Genomic DNA, 16,501 nt, shown 5'->3' with positions numbered 1-16,501 from the left:
AACCACTTCTCCACCTGAAAGGAGCAGGGATGTCCCCTGCAATCGAACTCGTCGACGTGACGAAACGCTACGGCGCACATCACGCGGTGCGCGGCGTGTCCCTCACGGTCGAACCCGGCACCGTCTTCGGTCTCATCGGACCCAACGGCGCCGGAAAGACGACCACCCTCCGAATGCTGCTCGACATCATCCGGCCGACCTCCGGCACGGCCAGAGTGCTCGGGCGATCTCCCCGCGATGGAGGCCCGGCACTGCGGCGCCGGATCGGGTACGTTCCCGGCGAACTCCGTCTCGAGGGGCGGGTGCGCGGCCGCAGCCTCCTGCGGCATTACGCCCGGATCAGCGGCCCCGTCGCCCCGGGAACCATCGACGCGCTCGCGGAGCGGCTCGGGCTCGACCTGAACCGCCCGGTGCGCACGCTCTCGAAGGGCAACAAGCAGAAGCTCGGACTCATCCAGGCGTTCATGCACCGCCCGGAACTGCTCGTGCTCGACGAGCCGACGAGTGGACTCGATCCGCTCGTGCAGCGCGAGTTCCTCAGCATGGTGCGCGAGGCGCGCGCGAACGGACAGGCCGTGCTGTTGAGCTCCCACGTGTTGAGCGAGATCCAGCAGACCGCCGACCAGGTGGCGGTGCTCAGCTCCGGCCGCATCGTCGCCGAGGGTGACGTGTCGTCGTTGCGACTCGGCCGGGTCCGGCACGTGCGGGCACGGATCGCGGGTACGGAGGAGGGCGTGAGGACGACCCTGCAGCGGGTGCCCGCGCTCCGCGAGCTCGCGATCCATCCCGCGGACACCTCGCTCCACGTCTCGGCGACGATCGACGGCGACATCGACCCGCTCGTCAAGGCGCTCGCGGCCCTCCGGGTGCTCGACCTCGACCTCGAGTCCCGCGACCTCGAGGAGTCGGTGCTGCAGCTCTACGGTCCCTCCGAGGGACGGGAGGAGGTGCGCCGTGCGTGAGGCGCTTCCCGTGTTCCGCCGCGCCCTCGGCGACAGCTGGCGCTCCCTGATCGCGTGGACCCTCGGCGTCGCGGCGGCACTCTTGCTGTATCTGCCGCTCTTCCCGAGCATCGGCGGCAACGGCGAGATGCAGCAGATCATCGACAGCATGCCGCGTGAGCTCGTGAAGACGCTCGGCTACGAACAGATCTCCTCGGGTCCCGGATACGTGCAGGGCACCTTCTTCGGGCTCATCGGGTTCCTGCTGCTCGTCATCGCGGCGACCTCGTGGGGGTCGGGCGCGATCGCCGGCGCCGAGGAGTCGGGGCGGCTGGAGCTCACGCTCGCCCACGGCGTCGGGCGCGCCCAGTACGCGCTCGAGTCGGCGCTCGCCGTGCTCGCGCGCCTGCTCTGGCTCGGCCTCGTCGCCTTCGTCATCGTGCTCGCGCTGGATGATCCGTCCCAACTCGACATCGATCCGGGCGCCCTGCTCGCCGCCGTGGCGGCTCTCCTCGGGCTGACGTTCCTCTCCGGCGCGGTCGCGCTGCTGGTCGGGGCGTCGACCGGTCGCCGCATCCTCGCCACCGCCGCGGGCGCCGGCGTGGCGGTCGTGGGCTACGTGCTCAACGCGATCGCCAACCAGGTGGCGGATGCGGAATGGGTGCGGGCCGCGTCGCCGTACTCGTGGGCCTACCAGGAGCAGCCGCTGACGAACGGCGCCGACGGACCCGGGCTCGTGCTGCTCTGGGGATCGAGCGCCCTGCTCGTCGCCGCATCCGCCGTGGTGCTGCGAGTGCGCGACATCACGGGCTGAGCACGCGAAGGGCGAGTGCACGCCGCGCTCGCCCTTCGCGCCGGCGTTCAGGCGCGGGTGAGTTCCTCGCGCACGATCTCGACGAATCCGTCGACGTCGGCCTCGGTCGTGTCGAACGCGCACATCCAGCGCACCTCGCCGGCCGCGCGATCCCAGTCGTAGAAGCGCACCCGCTCGCGGATGCGGTCGGCGACGTCGTTCGCGAGCACGGCGAACACGGCGTTCGCCTGCGTCGGCTGCGAGAACGACAGCCCGTCGATCGCGCCGTCGGCGACGAGCCGTTCGAGCGCGTCGCGCAGCCGGGCGGCCATCGCGTTCGCGTGCGCGGCCGAGCGGATGCCGAGCCCGTCGTCGAACAGGGTGAGCAGTTGCGCGCTCATGAACCGCATCTTGCTCGCGAGTTGCATGCTGAGCTTGCGCAGGTACAGCAGCCCCGGGGCGCGGTCCGGCTCGATGACGACGATGGCCTCCGCCCCGAGCAGCCCGTTCTTCGTGCCGCCGAGGCTCAGGATGTCCACGCCGGCGTCCGCCGTGAATGCGCGCAGCGGCACGCCGAGCGCGGCGGCCGCGTTCCAGATGCGGGCGCCGTCCATGTGCAGCGCCATGCCGTGCTCGTGCGCGTAGTCGGCGATCGCGCGCACCTCATCCGGTGTGTACAGGGTGCCGAGTTCGGTCGTCTGGGTGATGCTCACCGCGAGGGGTTGGGCGCGGTGCTCGTCGCCCCATCCCCATGCCTCGGTGGCGATGAGTTCGGGCGTGAGCTTGCCGTCGGGGGTCGGCACCGTGAGCAGCTTGAGCCCGCTCACCCGCTCGGGCGCGCCCGCCTCGTCGGTGTGGATGTGCGCCGTTCCGGTGGCGATGACGGCACCCCAGCGCGGCATGAGCGCGGTGAGTGAGAGCACGTTCGCGCCGGTGCCGTTGAACACCGGGAACACGTCGGCACGGTCCCCGAACTCGGCGCGCACGACCTCGTGCATCCGGGCGGTGTACACGTCTTCGCCGTACGCGATCTGGTGCCCCTCGTTGGCCGCGGCGAGTGCGGCGAGCACCTCGGGGTGCACCCCCGCGTAGTTGTCGGAGGCGAAGCCCTTGCGGGCGGGATCGTGCAGGCGTTCGGTCACCCTCCCATCCTCCCCGACCGCGCGACCCGGTTCGCGCACGAGGGCGCGGCACGGTTCGCGCCCGACGGCGCCCGCGCATCCGCCCCGCCCCGCCTCGCGCGTCCGCCTCGGCGCCACTTCCAGGGACGGCGCCTGGCGCGACGGGCGCCACCTCCTGCAACTGGCGCCATCGTCGCGCGTCGAGCTGCAGAAACGTGCTCGCGCGCCACGAAGAACCGGCGCGCGAGCACGAACCAGTAGCGGAACGCGGCCCCGACGCGGCCGAGCGCACCGCGACCGCCCCCCAACGCGACGGCGCCCCGGACCACGCGGGTCCGGGGCGCCGTTACGGGCGGATGCGGTCAGCTCTTGAGCGCCTCGCCGAGCTTCACGCGGCCGCCCATCCGCAGCAACGAGTTGCCGTAGATCCGCGAGCCGATGATGACGACGACCACCGTGGTGACCACCATGATCACGAGCGACACGAGCGGCTCCCACCACTGCGCCTGCTCGAGGAAGATCCGCACCGGCATGCCGACGGGGGCGGAGAACGGGATGTACGACATCACGCTCATCACCACCGGGTTGTCGTTGAAGAAGATGACGGCGAAGTACGGCAGCATGATGAGCGTCGTGACCGGCGAGGTGACCGAGCCGATGTCCTCCTGACGGGAGACGAGGGCGGCGCTCGCCGCGAACAGTGCCGCGAGCAGCACGAACCCGATCGCGAAGAACACGACGAACCAGGCGATGGCCGGCCCGAGGCCGTCGACGATCACCGACTGGCCCGTCACCATGAAGCCGATCATCGCGACGAGGGCGATCAGGATCACCTGACCGAAGGCGAGCACGCTGTTGCCGAGCACCTTGCCGGCGAGCAGCGCGCGGGACGAGATCGCCGACATGAGGATCTCGACCACGCGGGTCGACTTCTCCTCCACGACGCTCTGCGCGATCGTCGAACCGAACGTCAGCGCGGACATGAAGAACACGATGCCGAACCCGAACGCGACGAAGTAGGCGAGCAGCGGATTCGGTCCGTCGGTGACGAGCAGCTCCACCTCGGGGCTGATGCTCAGCGCCTGCACGACGCCGCCGGGGGCGTCGTCGAGCGCGATGATCCGCACGCCGACCGGTGATTCCTCGTTCGGCACTATCGCCGCCTCGACGTCGCCGTCACGCACGAGCTGTTCGGCCTCCTCGACGTCGGCCGCCTCCGTGACATCCAGACCCGGCGCATCCGTCACGACCTCCTGCGCCGCGCCGACGACCGCGACGGACGTGTCGGACGCGTTCCGCGAGAGCACGCTGCTGAGGATGATCGAGCCGAGCACGACGAGCATGAGGATGCCCGCCGAGATGACGAACGCCTTGCTGCGCAGCCGCATGCGGATCTCGCGGCCGGCGACCAGCGCGACCGTCTGACGGAATCCGACGTTGGTGTCGGTCATGACACGACCTCCTTGAAGATCTGGGTGAGCGTGGGGCGGCGCGGGGCGAAGCTCGCCACCGGTCCGTTCTCGATCGCACGGCGCAGCACGGTCTGGGCGACGGTCTCGTCGGCCTCGAAGACGGCGTAGCCGCCGTCGAACTCGACCACGGTCACGCCGGGCACATCCCGCACCCACGCCGCGTCGGTCCCGGTGAGCAGCTCCCACTGCGACCGGGAGTTGTCGGCGCGGAGCTTCTCGCGCGACCCGCTCGCCCGGATGGCACCGTCGGCGATCACGACGAGGTCGTCGCAGAGGCGCTCGACCACCTCGAGCTGGTGGCTCGAGAACAGCACGGGCGAACCGGATGCGGCGACATCCTGCAGCACCGAGAGCACCGTCTCGACCGCCATCGGATCGAGGCCGGAGAACGGCTCGTCGAGCACGAGCACCTCGGGCCGGTGCACGAGTGCCGCCGCGATCTGAGCGCGTTGCTGGTTGCCGAGCGACAGGCTCTCGACGGTGTCGTTCAGGCGCTCGGCGAGCCCGAGCCGCTCGAGCAGCGCGTTCGCGCTGTCGGTCGCGTCGCGCTGCGCCATGCCGTGCAGGCGGCCGAGGTAGACGATCTGTTCGAGCACCTTCATCTTCGGGTACAGCCCGCGCTCCTCCGGCATGTAGCCGAACCGGCGCCGGTCGGCGGGGCCGAGGCGGCTGCCGTCCAGGGTGACGGTGCCGCTGTCGGCGTTGAGCACGCCGAGGACGATGCGCATCGTCGTCGTCTTGCCGGCACCGTTGCCGCCCACGAATCCCGTGAGGCGGCCGGGGCCGACGGTGAAACTCACGTCCTTCAGCACGGCGCGATCGCCGAACCTCTTGTTGATTCCGTCCAGTTGCAGCATGGGTGCTCCTTCGTCGGACCTCGCGTACGACAACGACGCTACGGATGCCCGGCGCGGCGGGCATCCGCCTGGCGGGTGTTCCCCGCCTCCGCCGCACGGGGGAGCGGCGCGCGGGTGGCGTCCGCCGTGCGGGTGGAGGTCGCCGGTCGAGTAGGGCGCCCTGGCGCCCGTATCGAGACCTCCATCAGGGATCCCGCTGTCGGGTTTCCCGCGGCCGGGTCTCGATACGGCGGCTTCGCGCGTCTACTCGACCAGCGGGGTCCAGCAGGGGCGCTCAGGCGCCGGGAACGACGATGCCGTGCTCGTAGGCGAACACGACGGCCTGGATGCGGTCGCGCAGGCCGAGCTTCATGAGCACCTTCGACACGTGCGTCTTCACGGTCGCCTCGCCGAGGAACAGGTGCTTCGCGATCTCGGCGTTGCTCATGCCGCGCGCGACGAGTCCGAGCACCTCGAGTTCGCGGTCGGTGAGGTCGTCGACCGCCGGACTCGGCACGGCGCCGCTGATCGGGCCGCCCGCGAACCGCTCGATCACGCGCCGTGTCACATCCGGCGCCAGGAGGGCGTCGCCCGCCGCGAGCGACTGCACCGCCTCGATGAGCTTCTCGGGTGACGCGTTCTTGAGCAGGAAGCCGCTCGCGCCCGCGCTCAGCGCCTCGAACAGGTAGTCGTCGCGGTCGAAGGTGGTGAGGATGGCGACCGCGGCCGGGTTGCCGGAGTCGCGGATGCGGCGGGTCGCCTCGAGCCCGTCGAGGTTCGGCATCTGCACGTCCATGCAGATCACGTCGGGGCGCAGCTCGTCGGCGAGACGCACCGCCTCGACCCCGTCGCGTGCCTCGCCGACGACCGCGATACCGGGCTCCGTCTCGAGGATCACCCGGAATCCACCGCGGACGAGATCCTGGTCGTCGGCGAGCAGCACCCGGATGTCGGTCACGACTGCGCTCCCAACGGCAGTCGCGCCCGCACGAGGAAACCGCCGCGGCTGCGCGGGCCGATCTCGAGGGCGCCGCCGACCGCGGCGACGCGCTCCCGCATCCCGATGTGCCCGAGACCGGAGCCGTTCGAGCGCGTGCGCGAACCGGTGCCGTCGTCGACCACCTCGATCTCGATCGAGTCGGGCAGGAACCGTAGTCGCATGTCGACCTCCGCGCCGGCGCCGGCGTGCTTGAGCGTGTTCGTGATGGCCTCCTGCGCGATGCGGAAGACGGTGACGCCGATCGTCCCGGGCACCGGGCGCGGCTCGCCGACGACGGTGAACCGCACCGGGAGTCCCGCCGATTCCGCGTCGTGCACGAGTTCACCGAGCTGGTCGACCCCGCGCGTGCTCGGCGCGATCGGTGCCGCGTCCGTGCCGTCGTCGCGCAGGGTCGTGAGCATGCGGTGCAGTTCGTCGACCGCCTCGCGGGCGCTGCCCTCGATGGCCGTGAGCGCCTCGGCGGCGCGGTCGCTGTCGGTCGCGAGCAGGCGTCGCGCGGCGCCCGCCTGCACACCCATCACCGACACGTGGTGGGCGACGACGTCGTGCAGTTCGCGCGCGATCCGAACCCGTTCCAGCGCCACGGCCTGCGCCGCCGTGCGCTCGCGTTCCGCGGCGAGTTCCGCGGTCCGCAGCTCGAGAGCCTCGCGGTCCCGAGCGGTGTTCCACGCGCGCTCGCCGAACACGTACGCCGCGCCGAAATAGAGCACGTTCATCACGATCTGCACGAGTCCGAACGACGCGTACGGCGAGATGAGTCCGTCCGCGGTGAGCAGCGCCTCCGGCGCCTCCGCGATGAGCGCGACGAAGAGCCACGCGAACATCCCGACGATGATCGCGGCGCGGGTCACGTGCGACAGGCGGCGCTGATTCGACCACGCGCCCGCGGAGTAGAACGCCAGGAACAGGCAGATGTTGGAGAACAGCAGCTCCGGCACCCGCAGCGCCTGCGACAGGTAGAACCCGACGGCGAGCACGAGCACGACCGTGAGCGGGAACCGGCGGCGCAGGATGAGCGGTGCGTTCATCACGACGACGTAGACCGCCCACATCCACACCGGGGCGATTTCGTCTTCGTAGAAGCCGGCGCGGGCGTACAGCAGGCAGCTCACCGTCGTGCCCACCGCGAGCAGCGCCGCGACGAGGGCGTCGGTGCGGAGCGCGGCGCGATCCGGCGCGGGGCGGCGCCAGTCGTCGCCGGGTGCGTCGGTCGCGGAAGTGCTCACCCCGCCACGGTATCCGGGGATGCGCGCGTCAGTGATCCGTCACGAGGGGGATGCTGCGTCCGTTCGACTCCGTCGCGGGGGTGTCCCACAGCGCGGCGACCGCGTCGGCGAGGGCGGCGTGCGGCGTGCCGCCGTCACCGAGCGAGCGCACCACGAACGTGACGGCCGCGGCGCGTTCCGCCTTGCGCCACCCGGAGGCGACGGCCGACACCCACGAGGCCGCCGCTGCCTTCAGCACGCCGTAGGCGGCGCCGCTCCAGGTGGGCCGCTCCGCCGCGGTGCTGCCGACGATCACCAGTCGACCGGCCTCGGATGCGGTGAGCTGGTCGTGGAAGGCGAGGGTCGCGTGACGCAGGGTCCCGAGCAGGCGCGGTTCGAGGTCGCTCCAGGCGGCCTCGTCGTTGCCCGAGCGCCAGCCGCCGACGAGGTGCACGAGCCCATCGGCGGGGCCCACCTCGGAGGCGACCCGGCTCGCGAGGGTGCCCGCCGCATCCGCATCGGTGAGATCGGCGACGAAGCGCGCCTCGGCCGGCACGGACGCGAGTCGGCCCGCATCCGTGCCGACCGCGACGACGCGCGCGCCCGCCGCGACGAGTCGCGCGCACACCGCGCGGCCGGCGTCGCCGGTCGCGCCGGTGACGACGACGACGCGGCCCGCAGCGAGGGGCGCCGAAGGCCCCGCATCGGGGCCCGATACGGGGCTTTCGGCGCCGGTCGTCACGACCTCAGCTCCGACCGGTGATGCCCGCGGTCGAGGCGATCACGTCGGCCATCTTCTTGCTCAGCGCCTCGTAGAACATCGACAACGGGAACTCGTCGTCGAGCACGGCGTCGGTCAATCCCTTCGGCGGCCCGTCGAGGGGCAGGTCGCGCACGGCCCAGCGGGACGCCGGGTGCGGGGTGAGCGTCGACGACACGAGTTCGTACGCGGCGAGCCAGTGGGCGGTCTTCGGCCGGTCGATCGAGCGCCAGTACAGTTCCTCGATCCGCTCGCCGAGGGCGATCACGACATCCGCCACCTCGGGCCAGTCGAAGGTGAGCTTCGTGTCGGTCCAGTGCAGCACGTGGTGCTGGTGCAGCCACGCGAACAGCAGCTGCCCGCCGAGCCCGTCGTAGTTGCGCACGCGGGAGCCGGTGATCGCGAAGCGGAAGATGCGGTCGAAGATCACGGCGTACTGCACGAGCTTCGCCCGTTCGAGCAGCACGGTGTCGGCGTCGTCGAGCGGGGTCTCGGATGCCGCGAGCCGGCGTTCGATCGCGACGGCCTCGCGGAACGCGGTCAGGTCGCAGCGCAGTTCCTCGAGCGAGTAGAGGAAGAACGGCATCCGCTGCTTGATCATGAACGGGTCGAACGGCAGGTCGCCGCGCATGTGGGTGCGGTCGTGGATGAGGTCCCACATCACGAACGTCTGCTCGGTGAGCTGCTGGTCGTCGAGCATGCGCGCGGCGTCCTCCGGCAGCTCGAGCCGCGTGATCTCGGCGGCGGCCCGCACGACACGGCGGAACCGGGCGGCCTCGCGGTCGGCGAAGATCGCGCCCCACGTGAACGGCGGGATCTCGCGCACCGCGACGGTCTCGGGGAACAGCACCGCCGAGTTGGTGTCGTAGCCGGGGGTGAAGTCGACGAAACGGATGGGTACGAACATCGGGTTCGAGTAGTCGCCCGCCTCGAGACCGGCGACGAACTCCGGCCAGATGACCTCGATCAGCACGGCCTCGACGAGCCGATCGGTGCTGCCGTTCTGCGTGTACATCGGGAAGACGACGACGTGCGGGATGCCGTCGGCGCGGGTGAGCTCGGGGCGGAACGCGACGAGCGCGTCGTGGAAGTCGGGCACGCCGAACCCGTCGGCGGCCCAGCGCTCGAAGTCGGTCCCGGCCGCCTCGAGGTACTCGGTGTCGTGCTGCAGCAGCGGCGCGAGGGTGCGCAGGGCGGCGGCGATCCGTACGACGAGCGCCTCGGCCTCGACGTGGGTCGCCGCATCCGGGATCGCACCGTCCTTCTGCTGCAGGGGGCGGATGGCGACCGCAGCGGCCTTGAGGTCGAGCCAGGCCGGGTGGGTCGAGAGCTCGGCGGCGGTGAGGGCGACGGTCGTGGAGGCGTCCTCGACGACCTCCGGTTCTCCGATGATGGACGGGGCGGGGGTGAGCGATGTCATGACGCCTCCTTTCACTCCCGAGCCTACGGACGACGTCACCCGGGGAAGTTGCGTTCGGCGCACGGATCTTGCGTCGACGCACGATCCGCGCACGTGCGCAGCTCTAGAGCCCCCGCTGACCCAGCCAATCGCGCACGACCCGCGTGAACTCCCCCGGATGCTCGACGCTCGGCAGGTGGGCCGCGTTGCGGAACCGCACGGTGTCGGCGTCGGGCAGGTTGCTCGCGAGGAACTCGCTCTCCGCGAGCACCGGCGAGAGGTCGTACTCGCCGACGATCACGAGCGCCGGCACGGTGATGTCGCTGAGCCGGTCGTACGCGGGCGGATCGAGCCGCACGGGCGTGGGGTTCTCCTCGACGTGCGGCAGGTTCGCGAGGTTGAGCGCGTACGCCGTCTCGACGAACGCGGGGTCGAGGGTGGCGGGGTCGCGTTCCGGGCCGAAGTCCCACACGGCCGCTTCGAGGCGGAGCATCCGTTCCCAGTCGCGCGCTTCGAACGCGACGTCGATCTCGTCGAACAGCTCGTCCTCGCGGTCGGTCATGTCGAGCTCGGGGAATCCGCTCGGTCCGGAGCCGACGGTGACGAGCCCGCGTACGCGGCCGGGCGATTCGAGCGCGAGGTCGATCGCGATGCCACCGCCGCGGGAGGCGCCGATGACCGTCGCCTTGTGCACGTCGAGCGCGTCGAGCACCGACAGGGCGTCGGCGCGGTCGGAGAAGCCGACGTTCTGCGTCGCGGTCTGCCCGAAGCCGCGGGTGTCGAAGCGGATGACGTGGTGGTCGGCGGCGAGCGCCGGCACGATCGGGTCCCACATCCGCAGGTTCGCGATCCCGGCGTGGATGAGGAGCAGAGCGGGCGCGGCGGGATCCCCGGCGGTCTCGTAGTACAGCGAGGCCCCGTCGACGTCGAGATGCGGCATGTCCTCGACCCTAGGCGAGCCGTCGCGATTCACGACAGAGCACGCTGGGCGGTCCCAGGCGGGAAGGGCAGCGCGCGACGCAGCTCAGCGGTCGATGACCTCATCGTCGCGGTGGGCGCCGTAGTAGGCGGACTGCCGGCGCATCAGTTCCCGCATGCCCACCGAGGAGTCCGCTCCATAGACGGTGCCGGTGAAGTCGAGCTCTCGCTGGATCGCCCAGATGTCGTCGTGCCGTTCGGGCGGCAGGATGGCCGCCGGGTCGCCGACGGCGACCCAGCCGATCGGCACGACCGCGCCTGCCGCGACGACGGTGTTCACCTGCACGACGGCGTTGATGCGCACTTCCGCGCCGGTGCCGATGATGCTGCCGGGGAACAGAGCGGCGCCGGTCGCGATGAACGCCTCGTCCTCGACGGTGCTGCCGTTGACGTGGGCGTGCGGTCCGACCATCACCGCGGAGCCGATGCTCGCGGCGTGCCCGTCGCGCCCGCGGATGAGGGCGTTCTCCATGACCACCGTGTCGTCGCCCACGACGACGACCCCGTCCTCCGCGTTCAGCACGGCGCCGTGCAGGATGCGGGCGCCGGCGCCGATCCGCACGTTCCCGACCAGCACCGCTGACGGTGCGACATACGCCGACGGGTGGATGTCCGGTGCAGCACCACGGTGACGGATCAGCATGCGGTGACCTCCCTCTCGCGGGTCAGGCTATCCGGCAGAACTCGCTATTGCTAAGTACCAGTACCTAGTGTTACTTTCTACCAGTAGTCAGTAACGCTGAGTAGATCGGGTGATGCATGGGCAATCAGATGACGGAGATGCTCAAGGGCACCCTCGAGGGGATCGTGCTCGCGATCCTCGCCGCGAATCCGGCGTACGGATACGAGATCACCGCGCGTCTGCGGGAGCACGGTTTCTCGGATCTCGCCGAGGGCACCGTCTACGCGTTGCTCGTGCGCATCGAGCAGCGCGGACTCGTGGACGTCGAGAAGGTGCCCTCCGAGAAGGGCCCGCCGCGCAAGGTCTACTCCCTCAACACGCAGGGCCGCACCCAGCTCGAGGAGTTCTGGAGCACATGGGGCTTCCTCGCCGAACGCATCGAACAGCTCCACCAGCAGAACCTCGAAGGGAAGAACTGATCATGGCAGCGAAATGGATCGAGGCCCTCGCCGGGTCGATCGAGCAGAAGAAGCGATTCAAGAAGTACGAAGCCCGCATCGAAGCCCTCCCGCAGCCGTATGCCGGCGCCGCGAAGGCGCTTCAGCGGTACTTCTGGCACGAGGGCGCACCGGAGGACGGCGCCACCATGCTCCGCATGTTCGACGACTTCGCCGACCTGTGGGAGCGCGCCGCCGTGGACGGCACGCCGGTCCGCGAGATCGTGGGCGACGACCCGGTCGAGTTCGCCCAGAACTTCACGCAGGCGTACACCGGCAAGCACTGGATCAACAAGGAGCGCGAGCGCCTGCGGAAGGCGATCGACGCCGCCGAGGCCGAGGGTGCGAAGGGAGCGGACGCATGAACACCGCGATGACCACGGCCATCCAGGTCACCGGGCTGGAGAAGTCGTACAAGGACCTCAAGGTGCTGCGCGGAGTGGACTTCGACGTGGCGCGGGGCAGCATCTTCGCCCTGCTCGGCTCGAACGGGGCCGGCAAGACGACCGCGGTGCGCATCCTCTCGACGTTGCTCACGGCCGACGCCGGCAGCGCCCGCGTGAACGGATACGACATCACGACCCAAGCCGACGACGTGCGCCAGTCGATCAGCCTCACCGGGCAGTTCGCGGCGGTGGACGAAGTGCTCACCGGCCGGGAGAACCTGGTGCTCGTCGCCAAGCTGCGGCACCTCAAGAACCCGCAGAAGATCGCCGACGACCTGCTCGAGCGGTTCTCGCTCACCGAGGCCGGCGGACGCAAGGCGGCCACCTACTCCGGCGGCATGCGTCGCCGCCTCGACATCGCGATGAGCCTGATCGGCGATCCGCCGGTGATCTTCCTCGACGAGCCGACCACCGGTCTCGACCCGCAGGCGCGCATCGAGGTGTGGGATGCGGTGGAGGAACTCGCCGCGAGCGGCACGACCGTGCTGCTCACCACGCAGTACCTCGACGAGGCGGAGCAGCTCGCCGACCGGATCGGCATCCTCCACGAGGGCCGGATCATCGTGAACGGCACCCTCGCGGAACTCAAGCGGCTGCTGCCTCCCGCGCAGGTCGAATACGTGGAGAAGCAGCCGACGCTCGAGGAGATCTTCTTCGCCGTCGTCGGCGGCAACGACAACACGGGCGCGGTCGGCGACCGCTCGGACAGGTAAGGAACGATGATGACCACCCACTTCCTCGGCGACACCGCCGTGCTCACCGGCCGCTCCCTGCGTCACATCGCCCGGAGTCCCGACACGATCATCACCACCGCCGTCACCCCGATCGCGATGATGCTCCTCTTCGTCTACGTCTTCGGCGGAGCCATCGACACCGGCACCGAGTCGTATGTGAACTACCTGCTGCCGGGCATCCTGCTCATCACGATCGCCTCGGGGATCGCCTACACCGCGTACCGGCTCTTCCTCGACATGCAGGGCGGCATCTTCGAACGATTCCAGTCGATGCCGATCGCCCGATCGTCGGTGCTCTGGGCGCACGTGCTGACCTCGGTCGTCGCGAACCTCGTCTCCCTCGCCGTCGTGATCGGCGTCAGCTTCATCATGGGGTTCCGTACGGGAGCCGACGTGCTCGACTGGCTCGCCGTCGCCGGCATCCTCGTGCTGTTCACGCTCGCGCTCACCTGGGTCGCCGTGATCGCAGGGCTCTCGGCGAAGACCGTCGACGGGGCGAGTGCGTTCTCGTATCCGCTGATCTTCCTGCCGTTCATCAGTTCGGCGTTCGTGCCCACCGACACCATGCCGGGACCGGTGCGCTGGTTCGCCGAGAACCAGCCGGTCACCTCGATCGTCAACACGATCCGCGACCTCTTCGCCGGCCAGCCGGCGGGGAGCGGCATCTGGATCGCGCTGGCGTGGATGACCGGGATCCTCCTGGTCGCGTACGTCTTCGCGACCCTCTCCTACCGGCGCAAGACGGCCTGAACGGAGGTCGCGCAATGAACATCTGGGAGACCCTCACCGGGAGCGACATCTCGAACGCGTGGAAGGCGTTCGAGGTCAGAGCCGAGGAGCTGCCGCCGGACCACCGGGAGGCATGGGAGCAGATGAAGGCCCACCTCCTGCCCTACGGGAGCTTCACCGCGGGCAACCTGACGCCGATCATGGACAACGCCCTCGGCCTGCTCGAGCAGACCGCGGCGGACGGACTGAGCATCGACGAGGCGCTCGGTGGCGACATCGAGGGATTCTGCGCGGCGATCGCCGGCGGCGAGGCCGCCGCGGGCTACCGCGCGCGCTGGCGCGCGCAACTGAATCGGAACGTCGCGAAGAGACTGGGACGACGGGGACACTGACATGGGCATCCACGACATCATCGAAGGCAAGAAGCAGTGGCGAGCCCACGTCGCACGGGTGAAGGCCCTGCCGCGGGACTACCGGATCGTGTACGAGGAGATCCAGCGGTACTTCTTCAAGGTCGGACCGGTCGGTATCGGCGACGGACCCCTGCTGCCGGACCTGCTGGACTTCTTCGAGCAGGGGGCGGCGGACGGGAAGGACGTGCTCGAGCTCATCGGCGACGACGTCGCCGCGTTCTGCGACGAGCTCATCCGCGACGCCCCCACCTACGCGGACCTGCACCAGCGGTCCCTCGGCGGAGGACCCGCAGCGGCGAAGGGCTGACCACCCCGGACCCGTCACGCAGTGTTGCGGCGCACACAGCGCCGCAACACTGCGAGACTGGCCGGATGACGGGGGTGCTGATCGGGTTCGCGGTCATCGGCGCCGTCATCCTGATCGGCTACATCGTCGGCCGCACCGGCATCCTCGGACCGCACTCGCGGGAGGTGCTGAGCCGGCTCGTGTTCTTCGTGCTCTCGCCGTGCCTGCTCTTCACCGTGCTCGCCGACGCCGACGTGCACCTGCTGTTCTCCTCGCTGCTGACCGTGTCGCTCATCGCCGCGGTCTCGTGCTTCCTCGTGTTCGCGCTCATCGCCGCCCTGCTGTGGCGGCGCGACCTCGCACGCACGGTCGTCGGATCCCTCGCCTCCGGCTACGTCAACGCGAACAACATCGGCATCCCGGTCGCCTTCTACGTGCTGGGCGATCCCGCCTACTCGGCGCCGGTCGTGCTGCTGCAACTGCTCGTCTTCACCCCGATCGCGTTGACGCTGCTCGACGTGTCGACCACGGGCCGGGTCTCGATCAGACGCATCCTGCTGCAGCCGCTGCGCAACCCGCTCATCATCGGCAGCGCGCTCGGCGTGCTCGTGTCGGTCACCGGCATCGAACCGGCGGATGCGGTGATGGAGCCGTTCCGGATGATCGGGGCCGCCGCGGTGCCGGTGGTGCTCATCTCGTTCGGCATGTCGCTCTCGGGGCAGCGCGTGCTCGCCGCCGGCTCCGGGCGCCGCGACGTGGTGCTCGCGACGGCGCTCAAGCTCGCCGCGATGCCCGTCATCGCGTGGGCGGTCGGCCGCTTCCTCTTCGGGCTCGAGGGGCAGGGGCTCTTCGCGGTGACCGTGCTCGCCGCGCTCCCGAGCGCGCAGAACGTGTTCAACTACGCCCAGCGCTACGACCGCGGCGAGATCCTCGCCCGCGACACGGTGCTCATCACGACGGTCGGGTCCATCCCCGCGCTCGTCGTCGTCGCCGCCCTCCTCGCGCCGCACTGACCCCGCGCCGCGCTCCACCCCCACCCCGGTGGTGAGTTGCGGACATCTGCGGCTATCCCGGGGCCCGTTCCCGCACTTCTCCGCAACTCGACTCGGGGAACTGGCTGGGACGGTCGGCCACCTTCTTCCCTTTCGGCCTAAACCGGTATAGATTGCCTGCCATCGCACCCCGTCTAAACCGGTTAAGGCGCGTACGGACCAGACGGACTCGACGACGAGGAGACCCGATGCGCGGCCCCACCATCGCCGATGTCGCCCGCCGCGCGGGCGTCAGCAAGGGTCTCGTCTCGTTCGCGCTCAACAACCGCCCCGGGGTCGCCGACGGCACTCGCCGGCGCATCCTCGAAGCGGCCGACGAACTCGGCTGGCAGCCCAGCATGCGCGCCCGCTCGCTCAGCACGAACCGCGCCTTCGCCCTCGGGCTCATCATCGCCCGCGAACCGAGCGTGATGAGCGCCGACGCCTTCTTCCCGATGTTCATCGCGGGCGTCGAGAGCGAGCTCGGGCCCGCGGGTCAGGCACTCGTGCTCAGCATCGTCCCCGGCGAAGACGCCGAACTCGCCGCCTACCGGTCCCTCGCGCGCGACCGTCGCGTCGACGGGGTGTTCATCACCGACCTGCGCGCCGACGACCCACGCATCGCCCTCGCGACCGAGCTCGGTCTGCCCGCCGTGACGCTCGGCCGCCCCGACAGCACCAGCCCGCATCCGGCCGTCACCCTCGACGACGACCCCGGCATCCGCGCGGCCGTGGACCACCTCGTCGAACTCGGCCACCGACGCATCGCGCACGTCGGCGGTCCCGATCGGATGCTGCACGGCACCCGCCGTCGCGAGAGCTTCGCCGCGGCCCTGCAGTCCGCGGGACTCGAGAGCACGCTCTCGGTCTCCACCGACTTCAGCGCCGCCGAAGGCGCCGCCGCGACGCGGCACCTCCTCGCCCTCGACGAGCCGCCGACCGCGATCGTCTACGCGAACGACCACATGGCCGTCGCCGGCCTCGCCGTCGCCCAGTCCGCCGGCGTGGTGGTGCCGCGCGACCTCTCCATCACCGGGTTCGACGGCACCGAGGTGGGCGAGCACGTCTACCCGGCGCTGACCACCGTCGCCACCGACGTCGTGGAGTGGGGGCGCGCGAGCGCACGCGTGCTGCTCCAGCTCGTCACCGGCGAACACCCCGACGACCTCGAGCTGCCGCCGGCGCGGCTCGTCGTCCGATCCTCCACAGCACCGGCACCCCACCCGGCGACGTAGCCG

Annotated in this window: 19 protein-coding genes; 10 read left to right on the top strand and 9 right to left on the bottom strand. The window is 70.4% G+C overall.

From position 1 onward, the window contains the following. Positions 1-29 precede the first annotated feature (29 nt). Both CLV46_RS15710 and CLV46_RS15705 read left to right on the top strand, forming a co-directional pair. Entirely contained in the window at positions 30-962 is a 933-nt protein-coding gene (locus tag CLV46_RS15710) for an ABC transporter ATP-binding protein (protein ID WP_100365642.1), read from the top strand. Continuing rightward, positions 955-1,755, top strand: a complete 801-nt coding sequence (locus CLV46_RS15705; protein WP_100365641.1) for an ABC transporter permease subunit — start codon at positions 955-957, stop codon at positions 1,753-1,755. Before CLV46_RS15710 ends, CLV46_RS15705 begins: the two co-directional genes overlap by 8 nt. 47 nt (positions 1,756-1,802) lie before the next feature. Here the strand turns inward: CLV46_RS15705 and CLV46_RS15700 are convergent, their stop codons facing one another. From CLV46_RS15700 to CLV46_RS15660, 9 genes are all read right to left on the bottom strand, one after another. Next, positions 1,803-2,876 carry a threonine aldolase family protein gene (locus CLV46_RS15700; RefSeq protein ID WP_100365640.1) on the bottom strand — a complete coding sequence of 358 codons (1,074 nt, stop codon included), beginning with the start codon at positions 2,874-2,876 and terminating at the stop codon, positions 1,803-1,805. 341 nt (positions 2,877-3,217) lie between these two features. Next, positions 3,218-4,306: an ABC transporter permease gene (locus CLV46_RS15695; protein ID WP_100365639.1), complete on the bottom strand. Its 1,089-nt coding sequence runs from the start codon at positions 4,304-4,306 to the stop codon at positions 3,218-3,220. Beyond that, entirely contained in the window at positions 4,303-5,184 is an 882-nt protein-coding gene (locus CLV46_RS15690) for an ABC transporter ATP-binding protein (RefSeq protein ID WP_100365638.1), read from the bottom strand. Before CLV46_RS15690 ends, CLV46_RS15695 begins: the two co-directional genes overlap by 4 nt. 274 nt (positions 5,185-5,458) lie before the next feature. Further along, on the bottom strand, positions 5,459-6,121 hold the full coding sequence (locus tag CLV46_RS15685) for a response regulator (RefSeq protein WP_100365637.1): 663 nt from the start codon (positions 6,119-6,121) through the stop codon (positions 5,459-5,461). Beyond that, the gene (locus CLV46_RS16885; RefSeq protein ID WP_100365636.1) at positions 6,118-7,389 is read right to left on the bottom strand and encodes a sensor histidine kinase; all 1,272 of its coding nucleotides are present in this window, start codon (positions 7,387-7,389) and stop codon (positions 6,118-6,120) included. Before CLV46_RS16885 ends, CLV46_RS15685 begins: the two co-directional genes overlap by 4 nt. A 28-nt stretch (positions 7,390-7,417) precedes the next feature. Next, a complete protein-coding gene (locus CLV46_RS15675; RefSeq protein ID WP_100365635.1) occupies positions 7,418-8,110 on the bottom strand; it encodes an SDR family NAD(P)-dependent oxidoreductase in 693 nt (230 codons plus the stop codon). Between the two features lie 4 nt (positions 8,111-8,114). After that, the gene (locus tag CLV46_RS15670; protein WP_100365634.1) at positions 8,115-9,548 is read right to left on the bottom strand and encodes a DUF6421 family protein; all 1,434 of its coding nucleotides are present in this window, start codon (positions 9,546-9,548) and stop codon (positions 8,115-8,117) included. A 103-nt stretch (positions 9,549-9,651) separates the two neighbouring features. Continuing rightward, the gene (locus tag CLV46_RS15665; RefSeq protein ID WP_100365633.1) at positions 9,652-10,467 is read right to left on the bottom strand and encodes an alpha/beta fold hydrolase; all 816 of its coding nucleotides are present in this window, start codon (positions 10,465-10,467) and stop codon (positions 9,652-9,654) included. A gap of 84 nt (positions 10,468-10,551) precedes the next feature. After that, complete coding sequence (locus CLV46_RS15660; RefSeq protein ID WP_100365632.1) at positions 10,552-11,148, bottom strand: gamma carbonic anhydrase family protein; 597 nt, start codon at positions 11,146-11,148, stop codon at positions 10,552-10,554. A 116-nt stretch (positions 11,149-11,264) separates the two neighbouring features. On the opposite strand from CLV46_RS15660, the gene CLV46_RS15655 reads away from it, so the two are divergent. The 8 genes from CLV46_RS15655 (at position 11,265) to CLV46_RS15620 (ending at position 16,498) form a co-directional block, all read left to right on the top strand. After that, on the top strand, positions 11,265-11,606 hold the full coding sequence (locus tag CLV46_RS15655; protein ID WP_100365631.1) for a PadR family transcriptional regulator: 342 nt from the start codon (positions 11,265-11,267) through the stop codon (positions 11,604-11,606). Positions 11,607-11,608: 2 nt separating this feature from the next. After that, positions 11,609-11,989, top strand: a complete 381-nt coding sequence (locus tag CLV46_RS15650; protein ID WP_100365630.1) for a DUF1048 domain-containing protein — start codon at positions 11,609-11,611, stop codon at positions 11,987-11,989. Further along, a complete protein-coding gene (locus tag CLV46_RS15645; RefSeq protein WP_425430414.1) occupies positions 11,986-12,783 on the top strand; it encodes an ABC transporter ATP-binding protein in 798 nt (265 codons plus the stop codon). Before CLV46_RS15650 ends, CLV46_RS15645 begins: the two co-directional genes overlap by 4 nt. A gap of 9 nt (positions 12,784-12,792) precedes the next feature. After that, positions 12,793-13,554, top strand: coding sequence for an ABC transporter permease (locus CLV46_RS15640; protein WP_100365629.1), 762 nt, complete (start codon positions 12,793-12,795; stop codon positions 13,552-13,554). Positions 13,555-13,568: 14 nt separating this feature from the next. After that, positions 13,569-13,925, top strand: coding sequence for a DUF1048 domain-containing protein (locus tag CLV46_RS15635; protein WP_100365628.1), 357 nt, complete (start codon positions 13,569-13,571; stop codon positions 13,923-13,925). A gap of 1 nt (position 13,926) precedes the next feature. Next, the gene (locus CLV46_RS15630) at positions 13,927-14,253 is read left to right on the top strand and encodes a DUF1048 domain-containing protein (protein WP_100365627.1); all 327 of its coding nucleotides are present in this window, start codon (positions 13,927-13,929) and stop codon (positions 14,251-14,253) included. Positions 14,254-14,318: 65 nt separating this feature from the next. After that, positions 14,319-15,245 carry an AEC family transporter gene (locus CLV46_RS15625; protein ID WP_100365626.1) on the top strand — a complete coding sequence of 309 codons (927 nt, stop codon included), beginning with the start codon at positions 14,319-14,321 and terminating at the stop codon, positions 15,243-15,245. Positions 15,246-15,472: 227 nt separating this feature from the next. Continuing rightward, the gene (locus CLV46_RS15620) at positions 15,473-16,498 is read left to right on the top strand and encodes a LacI family DNA-binding transcriptional regulator (RefSeq protein ID WP_100365625.1); all 1,026 of its coding nucleotides are present in this window, start codon (positions 15,473-15,475) and stop codon (positions 16,496-16,498) included. Positions 16,499-16,501 lie beyond the last annotated feature (3 nt).

This window comes from Diaminobutyricimonas aerilata (assembly GCF_002797715.1).
GTDB lineage: Bacteria > Actinomycetota > Actinomycetes > Actinomycetales > Microbacteriaceae > Diaminobutyricimonas > Diaminobutyricimonas aerilata.
This window is presented reverse-complemented; position numbering and strand designations above follow the sequence as displayed.

Excerpts from the sequence above, each read along its gene's own strand:
- CLV46_RS15645 (WP_425430414.1), top strand. The coding sequence starts at position 11,986 with ATGAACACCGCGATGACCACGGCCATCCAGGTCACCGGGCTGGAGAAG.
- CLV46_RS15710 (WP_100365642.1), top strand. The coding sequence starts at position 30 with ATGTCCCCTGCAATCGAACTCGTCGACGTGACGAAACGCTACGGCGCA.
- CLV46_RS15625 (WP_100365626.1), top strand. The coding sequence starts at position 14,319 with ATGACGGGGGTGCTGATCGGGTTCGCGGTCATCGGCGCCGTCATCCTG.
- CLV46_RS15660 (WP_100365632.1), bottom strand. The coding sequence starts at position 11,148 with ATGCTGATCCGTCACCGTGGTGCTGCACCGGACATCCACCCGTCGGCG.
- CLV46_RS15620 (WP_100365625.1), top strand. The coding sequence starts at position 15,473 with ATGCGCGGCCCCACCATCGCCGATGTCGCCCGCCGCGCGGGCGTCAGC.
- CLV46_RS15650 (WP_100365630.1), top strand. The coding sequence starts at position 11,609 with ATGGCAGCGAAATGGATCGAGGCCCTCGCCGGGTCGATCGAGCAGAAG.
- CLV46_RS15690 (WP_100365638.1), bottom strand. The coding sequence starts at position 5,184 with ATGCTGCAACTGGACGGAATCAACAAGAGGTTCGGCGATCGCGCCGTG.
- CLV46_RS15640 (WP_100365629.1), top strand. The coding sequence starts at position 12,793 with ATGACCACCCACTTCCTCGGCGACACCGCCGTGCTCACCGGCCGCTCC.
- CLV46_RS15655 (WP_100365631.1), top strand. The coding sequence starts at position 11,265 with ATGGGCAATCAGATGACGGAGATGCTCAAGGGCACCCTCGAGGGGATC.
- CLV46_RS15670 (WP_100365634.1), bottom strand. The coding sequence starts at position 9,548 with ATGACATCGCTCACCCCCGCCCCGTCCATCATCGGAGAACCGGAGGTC.
- CLV46_RS15695 (WP_100365639.1), bottom strand. The coding sequence starts at position 4,306 with ATGACCGACACCAACGTCGGATTCCGTCAGACGGTCGCGCTGGTCGCC.
- CLV46_RS15630 (WP_100365627.1), top strand. The coding sequence starts at position 13,927 with ATGGGCATCCACGACATCATCGAAGGCAAGAAGCAGTGGCGAGCCCAC.
- CLV46_RS15635 (WP_100365628.1), top strand. The coding sequence starts at position 13,569 with ATGAACATCTGGGAGACCCTCACCGGGAGCGACATCTCGAACGCGTGG.
- CLV46_RS15665 (WP_100365633.1), bottom strand. The coding sequence starts at position 10,467 with ATGCCGCATCTCGACGTCGACGGGGCCTCGCTGTACTACGAGACCGCC.